This window comes from Streptomyces chryseus (assembly GCF_014650755.1).
Taxonomy (GTDB): Bacteria; Actinomycetota; Actinomycetes; order Streptomycetales; family Streptomycetaceae; genus Streptomyces; species Streptomyces chryseus.
On sequence record NZ_BMVO01000007.1, the window covers coordinates 192,423 to 208,310 of the forward strand.

18 protein-coding genes and 1 pseudogene are annotated in these 15,888 nt (G+C 71.3%); 7 read left to right on the forward strand and 12 right to left on the reverse strand.

Annotated features, from left to right (window positions below):
• Positions 1 to 76 precede the first annotated feature (76 nt).
• Positions 77 to 1,075, forward strand: a complete 999-nt coding sequence (locus IE185_RS14440) for a GNAT family N-acetyltransferase (protein ID WP_138895884.1) — start codon at positions 77 to 79, stop codon at positions 1,073 to 1,075.
• Between the two features lie 346 nt (positions 1,076 to 1,421).
• Here the strand turns inward: IE185_RS14440 and IE185_RS14445 are convergent, their stop codons facing one another.
• Both IE185_RS14445 and IE185_RS14450 read right to left on the reverse strand, forming a co-directional pair.
• Positions 1,422 to 1,898, reverse strand: a complete 477-nt coding sequence (locus IE185_RS14445; protein WP_138895885.1) for a GNAT family N-acetyltransferase — start codon at positions 1,896 to 1,898, stop codon at positions 1,422 to 1,424.
• A complete protein-coding gene (locus IE185_RS14450; protein ID WP_138895886.1) occupies positions 1,895 to 2,749 on the reverse strand; it encodes a helix-turn-helix transcriptional regulator in 855 nt (284 codons plus the stop codon). Before IE185_RS14450 ends, IE185_RS14445 begins: the two co-directional genes overlap by 4 nt.
• 128 nt (positions 2,750 to 2,877) lie before the next feature.
• On the opposite strand from IE185_RS14450, the gene IE185_RS14455 reads away from it, so the two are divergent.
• Entirely contained in the window at positions 2,878 to 3,954 is a 1,077-nt protein-coding gene (locus IE185_RS14455) for an NAD(P)-dependent alcohol dehydrogenase (protein WP_138895887.1), read from the forward strand.
• A 116-nt stretch (positions 3,955 to 4,070) separates the two neighbouring features.
• The gene (locus IE185_RS14460; RefSeq protein WP_138895888.1) at positions 4,071 to 4,418 is read left to right on the forward strand and encodes a DUF1330 domain-containing protein; all 348 of its coding nucleotides are present in this window, start codon (positions 4,071 to 4,073) and stop codon (positions 4,416 to 4,418) included.
• Positions 4,419 to 4,518: 100 nt separating this feature from the next.
• Here IE185_RS14460 and IE185_RS14465 read toward each other — a convergent pair whose 3' ends face one another.
• From IE185_RS14465 to IE185_RS14485, 5 genes are all read right to left on the reverse strand, one after another.
• Positions 4,519 to 5,589, reverse strand: coding sequence for a DUF4034 domain-containing protein (locus IE185_RS14465; protein ID WP_138895889.1), 1,071 nt, complete (start codon positions 5,587 to 5,589; stop codon positions 4,519 to 4,521).
• Between the two features lie 51 nt (positions 5,590 to 5,640).
• Positions 5,641 to 6,303, reverse strand: coding sequence for a GNAT family N-acetyltransferase (locus IE185_RS14470; protein ID WP_138895890.1), 663 nt, complete (start codon positions 6,301 to 6,303; stop codon positions 5,641 to 5,643).
• Positions 6,304 to 6,363: 60 nt separating this feature from the next.
• Positions 6,364 to 6,777, reverse strand: a complete 414-nt coding sequence (locus IE185_RS14475) for a DUF7919 family protein (protein ID WP_138908409.1) — start codon at positions 6,775 to 6,777, stop codon at positions 6,364 to 6,366.
• A 194-nt stretch (positions 6,778 to 6,971) separates the two neighbouring features.
• Positions 6,972 to 7,631, reverse strand: coding sequence for a peptide-methionine (S)-S-oxide reductase MsrA (gene msrA / locus IE185_RS14480; protein WP_373303723.1), 660 nt, complete (start codon positions 7,629 to 7,631; stop codon positions 6,972 to 6,974).
• A gap of 72 nt (positions 7,632 to 7,703) precedes the next feature.
• Entirely contained in the window at positions 7,704 to 8,810 is a 1,107-nt protein-coding gene (locus IE185_RS14485) for a hypothetical protein (protein WP_138908965.1), read from the reverse strand.
• A gap of 69 nt (positions 8,811 to 8,879) precedes the next feature.
• Here IE185_RS14485 and IE185_RS14490 point away from each other — a divergent pair, with 69 nt between their 5' ends.
• Positions 8,880 to 10,025, forward strand: coding sequence for a cystathionine gamma-synthase (locus tag IE185_RS14490; RefSeq protein WP_138896954.1), 1,146 nt, complete (start codon positions 8,880 to 8,882; stop codon positions 10,023 to 10,025).
• A gap of 51 nt (positions 10,026 to 10,076) precedes the next feature.
• Here IE185_RS14490 and IE185_RS14495 read toward each other — a convergent pair whose 3' ends face one another.
• The 3 genes and pseudogenes from IE185_RS14495 to IE185_RS14505 form a co-directional block, all read right to left on the reverse strand.
• Positions 10,077 to 10,289 (reverse strand): hypothetical protein, encoded by a 213-nt coding sequence (locus IE185_RS14495; RefSeq protein ID WP_138896957.1) that lies wholly within the window; start codon positions 10,287 to 10,289, stop codon positions 10,077 to 10,079.
• Positions 10,290 to 10,318: 29 nt separating this feature from the next.
• Positions 10,319 to 10,793, reverse strand: a pseudogene (locus IE185_RS14500) (sigma factor-like helix-turn-helix DNA-binding protein).
• Between the two features lie 32 nt (positions 10,794 to 10,825).
• Positions 10,826 to 11,362, reverse strand: a complete 537-nt coding sequence (locus tag IE185_RS14505) for a MarR family winged helix-turn-helix transcriptional regulator (RefSeq protein WP_167519071.1) — start codon at positions 11,360 to 11,362, stop codon at positions 10,826 to 10,828.
• Between the two features lie 147 nt (positions 11,363 to 11,509).
• Between IE185_RS14505 and ilvA the strand changes: the two genes are divergently transcribed.
• The 3 genes from ilvA (at position 11,510) to IE185_RS14520 (ending at position 14,691) form a co-directional block, all read left to right on the forward strand.
• Positions 11,510 to 12,739 carry a threonine ammonia-lyase gene (gene ilvA, locus IE185_RS14510; protein ID WP_138896953.1) on the forward strand — a complete coding sequence of 410 codons (1,230 nt, stop codon included), beginning with the start codon at positions 11,510 to 11,512 and terminating at the stop codon, positions 12,737 to 12,739.
• A gap of 123 nt (positions 12,740 to 12,862) precedes the next feature.
• Positions 12,863 to 13,834, forward strand: coding sequence for an ATP-binding cassette domain-containing protein (locus IE185_RS14515; protein ID WP_138896952.1), 972 nt, complete (start codon positions 12,863 to 12,865; stop codon positions 13,832 to 13,834).
• On the forward strand, positions 13,831 to 14,691 hold the full coding sequence (locus tag IE185_RS14520) for an ABC transporter permease (RefSeq protein ID WP_138896951.1): 861 nt from the start codon (positions 13,831 to 13,833) through the stop codon (positions 14,689 to 14,691). Before IE185_RS14515 ends, IE185_RS14520 begins: the two co-directional genes overlap by 4 nt.
• Positions 14,692 to 14,754: 63 nt before the next feature.
• Here the strand turns inward: IE185_RS14520 and greA are convergent, their stop codons facing one another.
• Together greA and IE185_RS14530 are read right to left on the reverse strand one after the other, a co-directional pair.
• Positions 14,755 to 15,252: a transcription elongation factor GreA gene (gene greA, locus IE185_RS14525; RefSeq protein ID WP_138896950.1), complete on the reverse strand. Its 498-nt coding sequence runs from the start codon at positions 15,250 to 15,252 to the stop codon at positions 14,755 to 14,757.
• 146 nt (positions 15,253 to 15,398) lie between these two features.
• On the reverse strand, positions 15,399 to 15,818 hold the full coding sequence (locus IE185_RS14530; protein ID WP_138896949.1) for a DUF4307 domain-containing protein: 420 nt from the start codon (positions 15,816 to 15,818) through the stop codon (positions 15,399 to 15,401).
• Positions 15,819 to 15,888 lie beyond the last annotated feature (70 nt).

Here is a 15,888-nt window from a genome sequence, read left to right on the forward strand (position 1 = left end):
CGCCGCAGGGTGACAAGAACCGCACAACCGTAGAACTCGCGTGCGGGCGTCCGGGTCCGCACGTACGTTCCTGTGCATGCCGATCATTGTGGAAACCCTGCGCACCTCGCCCGCCGACGCCGACGCCCGCACCGAGGTGGACGCCTGGCACGCCGTCGTCACCGCCGCCCACACCCACGACCTGCCCGCCGACATCCCACCGCCGGGCAGGGCCGAGACCGCGGGCAAACTCCAAGTGCCCTCGTCACGGGGCCGCGTGGCCCGCTTCGCCGTCACCGCGCCCGACGGCTCGTACGAAGGTGTCGCCTCGCTGCTCCTCCACACGGACCCGGGCAACGAGCACACCGCGTTCCTCGACGTCCTGGCGGTACGCCCCGGAGCCCGGCGGCGGGGCGTCGGCGGCGCGCTGTGGGAGGCCGTACGGGCCGAACTGGCCGCCGACGGCCGCACCTCCGTCGCCACCGAACTCGAAGTCGGCGGCGAGGGCGAGAAGTTCGCCGCCGGGCGCGGCTTCGAGAACGTCCTGCCGATCACCTGGTACGTACAGGACACGTCCCTGCCGCGCCCGGACGGCGAGCTTCCCGACGGCTACACGTTCGCCGCCTGGGAAGGCGTCGTCCCCGACCACCTCGCCGACGCGTCGGCCCTCGCCCACAACGCCATGGAGGACGCCCCCAGCGGCGACATGGACGAGGCGCCGCCGGTCTGGGACGCCGAGAAGGTGCGCGCCGCCGCGCAGGTCATTCACGACCGGGGCGGCCTCATACTGACCGTGGCCGCCGTCGACGGGCGGAGCGGCGCCGAGACCATCGCCGCGTACACCGAACTCGTACTGCGCGACCCGTCGGACACCCGCGCGCTCCAGTACGACACGGTGGTCGTCCCCGCCCACCGGGGCCGTGGACTCGGCCGGGCGGTCAAGCTGCGGATGCTGCGGGAGCTGGCCCGGCGGCAGCCGCACGTACGGTGGATCGGCACCACGGTCGCCGACGAGAACGGCCCGATGCTCACCGTCAACGAGGCGCTCGGTTACGTACGCGAGCGGGCCAGCGGAATCTTCCAGGCGAAGATCTGACGCGCTCGGTGCGGGGCGCGAGAGGCTTGTTCGTGACGCTCGACGCGCAACACGTGTCCGAGACTCCGACACGTCCGACACGGCTTTCCGGGGGGAAGACCATGACCGTCGAATACATCCGCCACCGCGTCCCCGACGACCGCCCCGCCGAGTTCGAGGCGGCCTCTGCCCGGGCCGCCGTGCGGCTCACCCGGTCGCCGCAGTGCGTGGAGTACGAACTCGTCCGCCCGACCACCCCGCCCATGTCGCCCTCTGGCTCGGCGAGGTCTTCGGCGGCCCCGCCCGCTACACCGACCAGCACGGCGGCTACCCGGCGATGCTCGCCCACCACCTCGGCAAGGCCGGTTCAGCTCGCCGGCGCCCACACGTAGCGGACGTCCGGCTCGCGCTCCTCGTTGCGCGAGCCGTCCGTCCGCTCGGCCGCGCGGAAGCCGTGCCGCTCGTAGAAGCGGTGCGCCGGCTCGTTGACCTGGAAGGTCCACAGCCCCAGGCCGCCGGGCGACCGTTCCTTCGCGAGCTGTACGAAGCGGTCGCCGATCCCGCGCCCCCGGTGCTCCGGCGCCAGGTACAACTGCTCGACCCAGCCGGGCTCCAGCGCCATCATCCCGACCACGGCGCCGCCGCTCTCCGCCACCCACGTCTCCTGCTCCGGCACGACGACGTACCGGAAGAAGTCCCGCACCCCGTCGTCGCTGTGCGCCCGCCGCACCGTGGGCAGCGCGGCGTCGTACGACCGCAGCCACACCTCGGCGACGGCGGCGGCGTCGACGGAACCGGCCGCCCGGCGCAGGGTCACGGTCTCGTCGTACGCCGTGCGGCTCATCCGCGTATCTCCATGTTCATGTCCGTGCCCCAGCTCGCCAGGAGCTGCAAGGACGCCTGCGAGGGCGAGCCCGGCTCCGCGTGGAAAGTGATCAGGTGCTGCTCGGGGTCGTCGGCCAGCGTCAGCGTCTCGTACGCCAGGGGCAGTTCACCGACCAGGGGGTGGTGCAGGCGCTTGCTGCCGTGGCCCTTGTCCTTCACATGATGGGCGGCCCACAGACTCCTGAACACCTCATTCTTGACCGACAGCTCGCCGACCAGCGCCGACAGCAGCGGATCGTCCGGATGGCAGCCCGCGTCCAGCCGCAGGTAGCTGACGACCTCGCACGCCTTGGACTCCCAGTCGGCGTACACGTTCCGGTAGTCCTCGTCCAGGAAGAGGAGACGGGCGATGTTGCGCTCCTCCACGGGCCGCGCGGTGATGTCGCCGAACAGCGAGCGCGCCATGCGGTTGCTGCCGAGGACGTCGGTGCGCCGCCCCATGACGTACGCCGGCACCCCGTCCATGGCGTCCATCAGGTGCTGCAGACCGGGCCGCAGACGCTGCGGCCGCACAGGACGCTTCCGCTTCTGCGACGGCTTGGCGAGATGCGTGAGGTGGTCGCGCTCCGCGTCGGACAGCCGCAGGGCGCGGGCGATCGCGTCGAGCACGCCCATGGACACGTTGCGGCCGTTCCCCTGCTCCAGGCGCGTGTAGTACGCGACGGACACCCCGGCGAGCTGCGCGAGCTCCTCGCGGCGCAGACCGGGCACGCGGCGGTGCCTGCCGAAGTCGGGCAGGCCGACGTCCTCGGGCTTGAGCCGCGCACGGCGGGAGCGGAGGAACTCACTCAGTTCGGCGCGCTGGTCCATAACAGCCAGTATTACCCCCCGCAGGACCGGGTACGAAGGTGATCCTGTCCCCGCCAGTGGTACGCACAGCAGACGTACGCTCAACAGGGGGCTGGGTGGATGTCCGCAGCTCAGGCAGGCTTTCGAACATGACCACTTCTACCTCTGTCCCGTCCGTGTCCTCCGTCTCGTCCGTCTCCGCCTACGCGGCCCCCTCCGCCAAGGCGCCGCTGGAGAAGATCTCCGTCCCGCGCCGCCCGGTCGGCGAACACGACGTGCTGATCGAGATCAAGTACGCGGGCATCTGTCACTCCGACATCCACCAGGTCCGTGACGGCTGGGGCGAGGGCATCTACCCGATGGTGCCCGGTCACGAGATCGCCGGAATCGTCACCGAGGCCGGAGCGGGCGTCAGCAAGTACGCCGTCGGTGACCGCGTCGGCGTCGGCTGCTTCGTCGACTCCTGCCGCGCGTGCGAGGCCTGCCTCGCGGGCCAGGAGCAGCACTGCGCCAAGGGCATGACCGGTACGTACAACGCCCTCGACAAGAACGGCGAGCCGACCTACGGCGGCTACTCCACCCACCTCGTCGTCGACGAGAACTACGCCGTGCGCATCCCCGAGGGCCTGTCGCTGGACGTCGCCGCCCCGCTTCTGTGCGCCGGCATCACCCTCTACTCGCCGCTCAACCACTGGCAGGCGGGCCCCGGCAAGAAGGTCGCGATCCTCGGCCTGGGCGGCCTCGGACACATGGGCGTCAAGATCGCGGACGCGCTGGGCGCCGAGGTGACCGTACTGAGCCAGACCCTCCGCAAGCAGCAGGACGGGCTGAAGCTCGGCGCGGACCACTTCTACGCGACCAGCGACCCGAAGACCTTCGAGGAGCTGGCGGGCTCCTTCGACCTGATCGTCTCGACGGTCTCGGCGCCGCTCGACATGGACGCGTACCTCGGCCTGCTGAAGGTGGGCGGAGCGTTCGTGAACGTGGGCGCTCCGGAGGAGCCGAACTCCCTCAACATGTTCTCGCTGATCGGCGGCAACAAGACGCTGGCCGGTTCCATGATCGGCGGTATCGCCGAGACGCAGGAGATGCTCGACTTCTGCGCGCGGCACGGGCTGGGCGCGGAGATCGAGCTGATCAGGGCGGACCAGATCAACGAGGCGTACGAGCGGGTACTGGCGAGCGACGTGCGGTACCGGTTCGTGATCGACGCGGCGACGATCTGAGGGAGCGGGCGCCCGGTCCTCGGTGCCCGGCATTACCTGAGCGGTAATCGACGGCCGTGGTCCCTCCCGGAACGATGTGGCGCGTCAGCCCGTCACACCGCCCGGGAGGGAACACCATGAGCGCCTACGCCGTCGGTCACCTGCGCGCCGCCGCCCAGCACGAGGACATCTTCGTGTACATGGAGCGGATCCAGGCCACCCTCGCCCCCTTCGGGGGACAGTTCCTCGTCCACGGCACGGGGGTGGAGGCCCTGGAGGGCGAGTGGCACGGAAACCTGGTCGTCATCGGCTTCCCCGACATGGCGAAGGCGCGCGACTGGTACGACTCCGAGGCCTACCAGGAGATCCTCCCGCTGCGCACGCGGCACGTCGCAGGGGAGGTCGTCCTGGTCGAGGGAGTCGCCCCCGGCTACGACGCGGCGGACACGGCGGCGCGACTGCGGCAGCGGCATCGGGCGGCCTGACGCGCGGTGGCGTACACCGTGGCGTCCGTCCACCGCCGCGCGTCGCGTGTGCCGACCCGCGCGTCGCGTGTGCCGGCCCGCCCGGCGGGCAGCCGGTTCGTCACGGGCGGCCGGAGCCCAGCGCCGCGAGGCCGCGGGCGTGGTCGAAGGCCACCACCGTGTCGTTCGCCGAGGTCCACGGGGCCGCTCCGCACCACCCGCCGATCAGCCGGAACTGGGCGAGGGCCTCGGCGTAACGCCCGCACTTCACCAGCGTCGCGGCGAGCAGGTGCCGTATGGGCGGCAGCCGGTGATCGTCGGGGTCCGCCTGCGCGAGGTCGGCCTGGACGCGGGCGATCATCGGCTTGGTGGCCCAGGTGCGGTACGCCTCGTCGCCGTCCTGGAGCACGGCCTCGTGCACGGCGTCCAGGTAGATGCCGGAGAGCAGGGAACCGGCCGGCGCCGACACGGCCGCCTCCTTGGCGAACTTGAACATGAGCTTGTGGGAGCCGTACCACTTCTGGCACCAGTACTGGAGAGCCTGCCAGTGGGCGTCGTAGTGGTGCGGCGCGCGAGCCGTCACCTCGGCCCACAGGCCGTTGAACTCGTCGTGGGAGAGACCGAGTCCACGCGCGGCGGCGACCATCGTGATCCACGGCGAGGGGTCGCGCGGCGCCAGCCGGGCCGCCTCGCGGGCGGCGTGCATCGCGGTCGGCAGCAGCTCTGCGAAGGTCTCCATCTGACCGTCGGAGGTCTCCTGCGCGTACTTCACACCGCGCGCCGCCCAGGCGCGCAGGAGGAGGGCGTGCGCGTGCACGACAACGGCGTCGGCGTCGTGCGGCATCCGGGCGCGCCAGGTCCGCAGCCAGCGCTCGTCCTCCACGGCGATGTCCGCGAAGACGCCGACGAGCCGCCAGCGCGCCTCCCAGTCCGCGTCGTCGGCGGCCGAGGCCAGCAGGCCGGCGGCGGGCTCCCAGTCACCGCCGCAGGCGGCCTCGACGGCGAGTCGGAGGGCGGGTTCGTCGCGGGGCGGACCGGAGCGGCCGGCGTCGAGCTGATCGCGGGGGACGAGCCCGTAGGCGGCCGCGTCGAAACGTTTGGCCTTCTGGTTGCGGAGGGCGAGGCGGGTGACATGGACGAGAGCCCAGGCAAGAACCGCGAGGCCGACGAAGGAGATGAGGTTCGTGAACACGGGACGTAATCATCCCTGGTCACGGTCACGGTAAGCACACGGGCGGGAGAATTACCGGACTCGGTCGGCAGGGTGGACCGCGGCGCCGGTGCGAGCCGCCCACTGGTCGCGCTCCAGGGCGTACTCGACTTCGCCGTGTTCGGAGCCCTCGATGCTGTCGGGCCAGTCCCCGTACCAGCGGCGTACGAAGAGGAGGCCCGCCTTCTCCATCACGCGCCGCGAACGGGAGTTGACGTACATCGTGTCGGCGGTGACGCGCCGCACGCCCAGCTCGGTGAAGCCCTTGTCGATCAGGGCGCGGGCTCCCTCGGTCGCGTAACCGCGTCCCCAGGCGGCGCGGCCGAGGCGGTAACCGAGTTCGACGACCTCGGCGCTGTCGTCGGCCGTCGGCCGGAATTCGAACCACCCGAGGAACACTCCCGTCGCCTTTTCCTCGGCGGCCCAGAAACCGCGGGTCCCGATGCACGGATAGTCGTGCGTCAGCCGGGGGAGTACGCGCTCGACCACGAAGGCACGGGTGGTGGGGCGGCCTCCGTTGAGGTAGCGCATGACTTCGGGGTCGCTGTCGAGGTCGACGAGACGGTCGACGTCGGTGGGGTGGTCGGTGTCGGTGAGGTGGGTGCGGTCGGCGCGGTGGTCGGCATCGGTGTCCGGCCCGGCCTCGGCGAAGGGGCGGAGTACGAGTCGGTCGGTCTCCAGAAAGGTGCGGCGCATGGTCCGATCGTCGCGCCGGCCTCCGACGGCCGCCACCGAATAACGCGGGGCAGAGGCAGGTCAGTTCGCGGACGCCAGGACCGCTCGTACGAACGCGGCGGGCGGCGCGTAGGCGTGGGCCTCGACGTAGTGGGTGATCAGCTCGGGTGCGGCGTAGACGACGCCGTCCCCGAGGACGCGTATCTCGGCGCTGCCGCGCGGACAGGTGTCACGGGCGCCGAGCAGGCCGAGCGACCGCGCGGCACACCAGGGGCAGAAGTGGTAGCCACGGGTCTGCTGGGCACGGTGGGTCTGCTGCATGCCCCTGAGCGCTTCCACCAGACCGGCGGGTGCGTCGCCCTTGGCGTACGGCCGGACCCGCCCCAGCCAGCCGACGTTCACGTGCGGCAGCGCTTGGGGGGCGGTGGGAGCTCTGCTGGGAGTCCTGTTGTCCGTGTCGTAGGTGTACGGCGTCAGATCTGCGTAGTAAGTCATGGTTGCTGTCTACCAGTCGGATCACACCGATCGGTCAGCGGCGGGCCCGAAGCTCGGTGCGGCGCCCGCCACCGCGTCGCACGTGAGCGCCGGTGGTGGTCCAGAACCCGCAGATGGTGAGTGGAAGCTACGGGTGTGACGGGTGCGGTCGGTGAGGCGGTGAAATTCGTTGAGTGTCCGCTTTGGTTCGCTGCTCAGCTGGTCTTCGCCACACCGATCGGGCAACTGACGCCCGTGCCGCCGGTGCCGCAGTAACCCGCCGGGTTTTTGTCGAGGTACTGCTGGTGGTACGGCTCCGCCGGCCAGAAGGGGCGGGTGTCCGCCGGGAGGATCTCCGTGGTGATCGTGGAGTGGCCGGAGTACGTGAGGACCTTCTGGTACGCCTCGCGCGACGCCTCGGCGGCCGCCGCCTGGGCGGGGGAGTGGGTGTAGATCGCCGAGCGGTACTGCGTGCCCACGTCGTTGCCCTGGCGGAAGCCCTGGGTCGGGTCGTGGTTCTCCCAGAAGACCTTCAGGAGCTGCTCGTACGAGACGGCCGACGGGTCGAAGACCACCCTGACCGCCTCCGTGTGGCCCGTGAGGCCCGAGCACGCCTCCTCGTAGGCCGGGTTCTCGGTGTAGCCGCCCTGGTAGCCGACCAGCGTCGTCCAGACGCCGTCCGTCTGCCAGAACTTGCGCTCCGCGCCCCAGAAACAGCCCATGCCGAAGTCGGCAGTCTCCAGGCCGTCGGGGTACGGCCCCACGAGCGGGTTGCCGAGGACCGTGTGCCGGGACGGGACGTCGAACTCGGGGGTCGGGCGGCCCTTCAGGGCCTGCTCCGGGGTGGGGAGCTGGGGGGTACGGCCGAACATCATCACTCGGTCTCCTTCGCGGGGGGCGGCACCGGGAGAACGTTCGGGTGCCGCCTGGAATTCCGCGCGGGCGGGTCAGCCCGGCAGGGTCGCCGGGCTGCCGCCGTTCGCCTCGTAGCCGGCGACCGCCAGCGCGCGGTACACGGCGTAGTCCGCCGCCGGGTCCGGGCTGTGCGTCCAGGGCAGCGCGCCGACGTGGCCGTCCACGTGCCGCAGCTGGTTCATCGCCTCCGCCCAGCGTTCGGCGCGTACCAGGAAGAGGACCAGCAGGTGACGTACGTGCGCCAGCATCGGGTCGTCGGGGCGGGCGGCGTGCACCGCGTAGAGCGCGCCCTCCATGGCCCTCGTCACCACCGCGCTCTGGTAGAAACCGTTGACGAGGTTGACCTCGGGCAGGTGCTCGTACACGGCGAACAGGGGCAGCGCCGCGAGCAGTGAGCCCTGCGGGGCGCGGGCGGCGGCAGCGGTCGCGAAGGTGTCGGCGGCGTTCCGGGAACCGTGCCACTTCTCGCTGCGGTAGCTGAGCGCGGCGAGGTGCGCGCCCATGTGGGCCGGTGCGCGGTCCAGGATCTTCGCCCACAGCTGGTCGAACTCCGGCTCGGGGTAGGCGAGTCCGCGCGCCACGGTCAGCTCGGTGATGTACGGGACCGGGTCGCCCGGCGCCAGCAGCGCCGCCTCGCCGCACACCGTGCGGGCCTCCTCCAGGATGATCCGGAAGTCGTTCGTACCGGGCGTCGACGTACGCCACGCCTGCTGCACCAGGAACTCGGCGTGCACCTGCGCGCCGCCCGCGTCCTTCGGCGACTCGGCCCGCCACGCCCGCAGCCAGCGCCCGCCCTCGCCCGGGTGCTGGGCCAGCTCCAGCGAGGCCGCCCCGGCGAACGCCTGCACACGCTGCCAGCGCACCTCGCCCTCCTTGGGCGTGCCCGCGAGGAGCTGTGCGGCGGCCCGCCAGTCCTGCGAGCGCTGCACGACTTCCAGGACGTCTTCCAGGTCCTGGTCCGGGCCCGGCATCCGCACGTCGAGCAGTTCCTGGCGTACGAAACCGTAGTCGGCCGGGTCGGCGGCGTCGGGGGAGCCGGGCGCGACCAGGCGGATGCCGCCGCCGCGCCTGCGCAGGACGACAGGGCCGATGACCGCCGCCAGCATGCACAGAGCGATCAGGAACCAGAGAATCTCCATGGCTCCATTGTCCCGGACCGCGCGGGGACGGCGGTGGGCGGAGGTGCGGACGAACTACGCTCGTGCCTCATGAGTGACCACCACAGCTTCGAGACCATCGCGATCCACGCCGGAAACACCGCGGACCCCCTCACGGGCGCGGTCGTACCGCCGATCTACCAGGTCTCCACGTACAAGCAGGACGGCGTCGGCGGGCTGCGCGGCGGCTACGAGTACAGCCGCAGCGCCAACCCGACCCGCACGGCCCTGGAGGAGAACCTGGCGGCGCTGGAGGGCGGCAGCCTCGGGCTGGCCTTCGCGTCGGGCCTGGCGGCGGAGGACTGCCTGCTGCGGACCCTGCTGAGCCCGGGCGACCACGTGGTCATCCCGAACGACGCGTACGGCGGCACCTTCCGCCTGTTCGCCAAGGTCGTCTCGCGGTGGGGCGTCGAGTTCTCGGTCGCCGACACCTCCGACCCGGCGGCGGTACGGGCGGCCCTGACCCCCAGGACCAAGGCGATCTGGGTCGAGACCCCCTCGAACCCGCTCCTGGGCATCAGTGACATCCAGGCGCTCGCGGGCGTCGCGCGCGCGGCCGGCGTCCGCCTGGTCGTCGACAACACCTTCGCGAGCCCCTACCTCCAGCAGCCGCTGGCGCTCGGCGCGGACGTCGTCGTGCACTCGACCACGAAGTACATGGGCGGCCACTCGGACGTCGTCGGCGGCGCGCTGATCGTCAACGACACGGCGCTCGGCGAGGAGCTGGCCTACCACCAGAACGCGATGGGCGCGGTCGCCGGGCCCTTCGACGCGTGGCTGGTGCTGCGGGGCATCAAGACGCTCGCCGTGCGGATGGACCGCCACAGCGAGAACGCGACGCGGGTCGCGGAGATGCTGACGGGCCACCCGCGCGTCACCGAGGTCCTCTACCCGGGGCTGCCGGAGCACCCGGGGCACGAGGTGGCCGCCAAGCAGATGAAGGCGTTCGGCGGGATGGTGTCGTTCCGCGTCGAGGGCGGCGAGGAGGCGGCGGTCGAGGTCTGCAACCGTGCCAGGCTCTTCACGCTCGGTGAGTCGCTGGGCGGCGTCGAGTCCCTGATCGAGCACCCGGGCCGGATGACGCACGCGTCGGTGGTGGGTTCGGCGCTGGAGGTCCCGGGCGACCTGGTGCGGCTGTCGGTCGGCATCGAGTCGGGCGACGACCTGCTGGCCGACCTCAAGCAGATGCTGGGCTGACCCGCCGGGCGCGCGCCGGAGGGGCGGACCGCCGGCCCCTCCGGCACCGGCTCACCACCCCTCCAGGGGCGGGGCGATCTCCGACGGCGGTACCACCCACGGCTGCTCCAGCACCGCCCACACCGCGAACGTCACCGCCGCGAGGGCCAGCAGCAGCCACAGCAGCCGTCGCGCCAGCCGCCGGCGGCGCAGCAGGCGGGCGCCGCGCTCGGCGGCGCGCGTCCCCAGGTCGGCCGGGACCGGGGGGTGCGCGGTCTCCAGCATCCGGCGGACCTCGTCCTGCTTGCGGTCGCTCACGGCGTGGCCACCGTGCGCACCGGCCCGGCCGGGGCACGCGGTCCGCTGCGCATCGTGGCCGTCGCCCGCGTACAGATCGCCCGCACCCGCTCCGCCGGGAGCCCGAGCAGCGCGGCCGTCTGCTCCTCGGCGACGCCTTCGTACAGCCGCAGGACCAGCACCAGCCGCTCCTGGGGTGTCAGCCGCTCCAGCACCCCGCCGCCGTGCTGCCGGTAGTGCCACGCGCCGCGCGCGAAACGGGCGGCGAGCTCCTGGCGGGTGCGGTCGTACGGGTCCTCGCCGCGCAGCCGGTCCCAGTCCGCGTACGTACGGGCCAGCGCGGCGGTGAGCAGGCGCCGCGCGCGGGTTGTCGTCGGCCGGCTCCGCCGTCAGCAGTGTCGTGGCATGCAGCAGTCTTCCTGCCGCGCCCGCGACGAACGCCTCGAACTCGCGGGCCCTGCGGCGATGCCGAATCGCCTGCCGCTCTCGCACGCCCTCATATCAGGGCAGGAACGGGCCCGGGGTCAAGAGGTCGGAGGCACCTCTGCGCCGGTGGGCGCGGCCTCGGCACCCGCCTCGACGCCGGCCGCGCCCTGGCGGGCCGACAGCGCGGAGTTGAAGCGCGTGAGGAGCGTGCAGAACGCGTCGCGCTCCTCCTCGGTCCAGCCGTCCGTCACCTGGGCCATCAGCTCGCGCCGAGAGGAGCGCACCTCGTCGAGCCGCGCCTGCCCGCGCGGCGACAGCTGGAGCACGACCGCGCGGCCGTCCTCGGGGTGCGACGTGCGCTTGACGAGACCCGTGTCGACGAGCGGCGCGACCTGCCGGGTCACGGTCGACGAGTCGATCCCCATGCCCGCGGCCAGCGCCTTGACGCCCATCGGGCCTTCCTGGTCGAGCCGGTTGAGCAGCAGGTAGGCCGCGCGGTCCATGGAGTTGCGGACCTGACCCACTCCGCCGAGCCTCGTCTGCTCGGCGCGGCGGGCGAAGACGGCCACCTGGTGCTGGAGGGCATCGAGGAGGCCGGTGTCCGGATCAGTCGTCATGTCCTGGGAAGTGGGCATGGCTGGGGGCTCTCTTCGTGCGGTGGTCGGTGTGGTGGGGGACAGAGTACGCGGGTGGCAGCGGGTGCGTACCGGCGCTGCGAGAAACGGTGCGAAGCCCCCGGCGCCCGGCAGGCGCCCGGCCGGCGAGCTGCCAGACTTGCGGTCATGAGCTTCCGTACGGCCGATCCTTTCCGCAACCTCATGCTCGACGACATACGCGGGGCGCAGAAGATGCTCTCCGGGGTCGCGAGGTGCACGGCGATGGAGGGCAGCCGGCACCTGTCGCACCTGGTCGGGGCCCCGGTCCACCTCAAGTGCGAGAACCTTCAGCGGACCGGTTCGTTCAAGCTGCGGGGCGCGTACGTGCGGATCGCCGGGCTCTCCCCCGAGCAGCGCGCGGCCGGCGTCGTCGCCGCCAGCGCGGGCAACCACGCGCAGGGCGTCGCCCTGGCCTCGACCCTCCTCGGCGTACGGTCCACGGTCTTCATGCCGCTCGGGGCACCCCTGCCGAAGGTCGCGGCGACCCGGGAGTACGGCGCCGAGGTGCGCCTGCACGGTCAGGTCGTCGACGAGACGCTGGCCGCCGCGCAGGAGTACGCCGACACGACGGGCGCGGCCTTCATCCATCCCTTCGACCACCCCGACATCGTCGCGGGCCAGGGGACGCTGGGGCTGGAGATCCTGGAGCAGTGCCCGGAGGTGCGGACGATCGTGGTCGGGGTGGGCGGTGGCGGGCTGGCCGCCGGTATCGCGATCGCGGTCAAGGCGCTGCGCCCCGACGTGCGGATCATCGGCGTACAGGCGGCGAACGCGGCCTGCTACCCGCCGTCGCTGGCGGCCGGGCGGCCGGTGTCGATCGACACGGCGCAGACGATGGCGGACGGCATCAAGGTGGGGCGGCCCGGCGACGTGCCGTTCGCGGTGATCAACCAGCTGCTCGACGGGGTCGTGACGGTCACCGAGGACGAGTTGTCGAGTGCGCTGCTGCTCTGCCTGGAGCGGGCCAAGATGGTCGTCGAGCCGGCCGGGGCAAGCCCGGTCGCGGCGCTGCTGAGCAAGCCGGAGTCGTTCGAGGGGCCGATGGTGGCGGTGCTGTCGGGCGGCAACGTCGACCCGCTGCTGATGCAGCGCATCCTGCGGCACGGCATGGCGGCGGCGGGCCGCTATCTGTCCCTGCGGCTGCGCCTGACGGACCGTCCGGGCGCTCTGGCGGCGATGCTGGCGGAGCTGTCGGTGGTCGACGCCAACGTCCTCGACGTGGGTCACGTACGGACCGATCCGCGGCTCGGGCTCACGGAGGTCGAGGTGGAGCTGCACCTGGAGACGAAGGGTCCGGAGCACTGCGCGGAGGTCCGGTCGGTGCTGCGGGAGGCGGGCTACACCGTGATGACTTAAAGGGATGACGCCACCCGATCGATCGCTTTACGGTGGTGAGCCTCGCGATACGGCTTCGCCGAGCAGGGCAAGTCCGGCAAACCTAAAATTCGCGTAGGAATCACCCACAACGGGGGACCACTTATGCAAGGAGCCATCCATGCCGAAGGTCTGGTGAAGACCTTCGGCGACGTAAAGGCCCTCGACGGGGTCGATCTCGATGTGCCGGAAGGCACGGTCCTCGGCCTCCTCGGCCCGAACGGGGCCGGCAAGACCACCGCGGTGCGGGTCCTGACCACACTGCTCCAGCCCGACAGCGGCAAGGCGGTCGTCGCCGGCATCGACGTCCTCAAGCACCCCAACGAGGTGCGCCGGTCCATCGGCCTGTCCGGCCAGTTCGCCGCCGTCGACGAGTACCTCACCGGGCGCGAGAACCTGCAGATGGTCGGCAGGCTCTACCAGATGTCCGCGAAGGCGTCGAAGGCCCGCGCGGAGGAGCTCCTGGAGCGCTTCAACCTCGCCGAAGCCGCCGACCGCACGGCCAAGACGTACTCCGGAGGCATGCGGCGGCGCCTCGACCTCGCCGCCGCGCTGGTCGTCAGCCCGCCCGTGATGTTCATGGACGAGCCGACCACCGGGCTCGACCCCCGCAACCGGCAGCAGCTGTGGGAGGTCATCCAGGAACTGGTCGCGGGCGGTACGACGCTCCTGCTCACCACCCAGTACCTCGAAGAGGCCGACCATCTGGCTCACGACATCTGCGTCATCGACCACGGCCGCGTCATCGCCCGCGGCACCTCCGACCAGCTCAAGGCCCGCACCGGCGGCGAGCGCATCGAGGTCGTCGTGCACGACCCCGAGCACCTCACCACCGCCGACGAGGTACTGCGCGCCTTCGGCAAGGGGGCGAGCAAGACCGAACTGCACACCCGCAAGATCACCGTCCCCGTCGCCGGCGGCGCCAAGCTCCTCGCCGAAGTCATCCGCGAACTGGACATCCGCGGCGTCGAGATCGACGACATCGGTCTGCGCCGCCCCACCCTCGACGACGTCTTCATCTCCCTGACCGGCCACGCGGCCGAAGCCGCCGAGGAAGAAGCGGAGGCCGCCAAGTGAGCGCCGTAACGGACACCGCACCAGGTACCCGCGCCCCTCAGCCGCGCGGGGGCATCTCCCAGTCGGTCTCCGACTCGCTGGTCATCGCCAAGCGGAATCTGATCCGGATGGCCCGGATCCCGGAGATGGTCATCTTCGGACTGATCCAGCCGGTGATGTTCGTCGTGCTGTTCACCTACGTGTTCGGCGGTTCCATCCAGGTCGGCGGGTCCACCTCCGCCTCGGCCTACCGCGAGTTCCTGATGGCCGGCATCTTCGCCCAGACCGTCACCTTCGCGACCGCCGGCGCGGGCGCGGGCATCGCCGACGACATGCACAAGGGCCTCATCGACCGCTTCCGATCGCTGCCCATGGCCCGCGGGGCCGTCCTCACCGGCCGTACCCTCGCCGACCTCGTGCAGACCGCGCTCACCCTGGTCGTCCTCGCGATCGTCGCCGTCATCGTCGGCTGGCGCGTCCACGAGAACATGGCCAAGGTCCTGCTCGGCTTCCTGCTGCTGCTCCTGCTCGGCTACGCCTTCTCCTGGATCGGCGCCCTGATCGGCCTCTCCGTCCGCACACCGGAGGCGGCGACGTCCGGCGGACTGATCTGGCTGTTCCCGCTCACCTTCATCTCGAACGCCTTCGTCGACGCCAACCAGATGCCGACGTTCCTCCGGCACATCGCCGAGTGGAACCCGTTCAGCGCCACCGTGCAGGCCTGCCGCGAGCTGTTCGGCAATCTTCCGCCCGGCTTCCAGACCTCCGACGCCTGGCCCATGCAGAACCCGATCCTCGCCTCGGTGCTGTGGTCGGTGCTGATCCTGGTGGTCTTCCGCACCCTCGCCGTGCGCAAGTACCGCTCGGCGTCGGTCTGACCGTACGCACGGACGAAGCCCCCGGCCGGGACATCCCGGCCGGGGGCTTCGTCGCTGTCCTGCTCAGCCCTGGTACGGCTTGGCTTCGAGGATCTTCACCGACGCCTTGTTGCCGTTCGGCAGCTCGTACTGCGCGTCCTCGCCGACCTTCTTGCCCATCACGCCGGTGCCCAGGGGCGACTGCGGCGAGTAGGTCTCGACGTCGGAGCTCGCGTACTCGCGGGAGGCGAGCAGGAACGTCATCGTGTCGTCCTCGTCGCCGTCGAAGGCGATCGTGACGACCGTGCCGGGGGCCACCACACCACTGGTGGTGGGAGCCTCGCCGACCTTCGCGTTCTCCAGGAGCTGGGTCAGCTGGCGCACACGGAGCTCCTGCTTGCCCTGCTCCTCCTTGGCCGCGTGGTACCCGCCGTTCTCCCGCAGGTCCCCCTCCTCGCGGGCAGCCGCGATCTTGCCGGCGATCTCCGTGCGTGCGGGACCCGACAGGTACTCCAGCTCTGCCTTGAGCTGGTCGTACGCCTCCTGGGTCAGCCAGGTGACGCTCTCGCTGGTCTGGGTCACAGGTGCTCCTCGTCGGTACTTGGAATACAAAGCAAGCATCGCCCTACCCAGAAGGATGTGCCTCCAGGGGCGGGCGAAACCACGAGCCTAACAATTCAGGCGGAAAAGGGGGAGGAGGAAAACGCTCGAAGCGGTAACACCGCAGGTCAGCGGGTAGAACCGGCTTCCGCGGTGCAGCCTGTCAGCTCGGTGCTGGTCGCCCTGGCCGTCGTACGGACCGTGTAGATCTCGTCGACGCGGTCCTTGCCGGGAGCGTCGACGCGGACGTCCTTGCGGCCCACTTCGCCGCCGTCCTCCGCGAGCGAGCGGAGCGTGCAGGTGCCGGTCGCCTCCGGGTCCTTGCGCACCTCCAGGTGCACCTTCACCTCGGAGTCCGAGACGGTGTCGAGCTTGATCAGCTCGGCGCTGATCCTCTGGCCGGTGATGTAGTCGTAACCGAACCAGGCGGTCATCGCCAGGAGCGCGGCGCCCAGCACGGCGCCCACGATCTTGAGCTTGCGGTCCGCGCGCTCGTCCGCCGACCGGCCGTAGCGGCCCTCGGGAAGGTCCTGGCGCACCGCGTTCATGATCGTTCCTCCTGGATCCGGAACTCCGGAATTTTCCGTCCCCCGATTCGGTCACTATAGAAGCCGCTTA

Excerpts from the sequence above, each read along its gene's own strand:
- IE185_RS14440 (WP_138895884.1), top strand. The coding sequence starts at position 77 with ATGCCGATCATTGTGGAAACCCTGCGCACCTCGCCCGCCGACGCCGAC.
- IE185_RS14445 (WP_138895885.1), bottom strand. The coding sequence starts at position 1,898 with ATGAGCCGCACGGCGTACGACGAGACCGTGACCCTGCGCCGGGCGGCC.
- IE185_RS14450 (WP_138895886.1), bottom strand. The coding sequence starts at position 2,749 with ATGGACCAGCGCGCCGAACTGAGTGAGTTCCTCCGCTCCCGCCGTGCG.
- IE185_RS14455 (WP_138895887.1), top strand. The coding sequence starts at position 2,878 with ATGACCACTTCTACCTCTGTCCCGTCCGTGTCCTCCGTCTCGTCCGTC.
- IE185_RS14460 (WP_138895888.1), top strand. The coding sequence starts at position 4,071 with ATGAGCGCCTACGCCGTCGGTCACCTGCGCGCCGCCGCCCAGCACGAG.
- IE185_RS14470 (WP_138895890.1), bottom strand. The coding sequence starts at position 6,303 with ATGCGCCGCACCTTTCTGGAGACCGACCGACTCGTACTCCGCCCCTTC.
- IE185_RS14475 (WP_138908409.1), bottom strand. The coding sequence starts at position 6,777 with ATGACTTACTACGCAGATCTGACGCCGTACACCTACGACACGGACAAC.
- msrA (WP_373303723.1), bottom strand. The coding sequence starts at position 7,631 with ATGATGTTCGGCCGTACCCCCCAGCTCCCCACCCCGGAGCAGGCCCTG.
- IE185_RS14485 (WP_138908965.1), bottom strand. The coding sequence starts at position 8,810 with ATGGAGATTCTCTGGTTCCTGATCGCTCTGTGCATGCTGGCGGCGGTC.
- IE185_RS14490 (WP_138896954.1), top strand. The coding sequence starts at position 8,880 with ATGAGTGACCACCACAGCTTCGAGACCATCGCGATCCACGCCGGAAAC.
- IE185_RS14495 (WP_138896957.1), bottom strand. The coding sequence starts at position 10,289 with ATGCTGGAGACCGCGCACCCCCCGGTCCCGGCCGACCTGGGGACGCGC.
- IE185_RS14505 (WP_167519071.1), bottom strand. The coding sequence starts at position 11,362 with ATGCCCACTTCCCAGGACATGACGACTGATCCGGACACCGGCCTCCTC.
- ilvA (WP_138896953.1), top strand. The coding sequence starts at position 11,510 with ATGAGCTTCCGTACGGCCGATCCTTTCCGCAACCTCATGCTCGACGAC.
- IE185_RS14515 (WP_138896952.1), top strand. The coding sequence starts at position 12,863 with ATGCAAGGAGCCATCCATGCCGAAGGTCTGGTGAAGACCTTCGGCGAC.
- IE185_RS14530 (WP_138896949.1), bottom strand. The coding sequence starts at position 15,818 with ATGAACGCGGTGCGCCAGGACCTTCCCGAGGGCCGCTACGGCCGGTCG.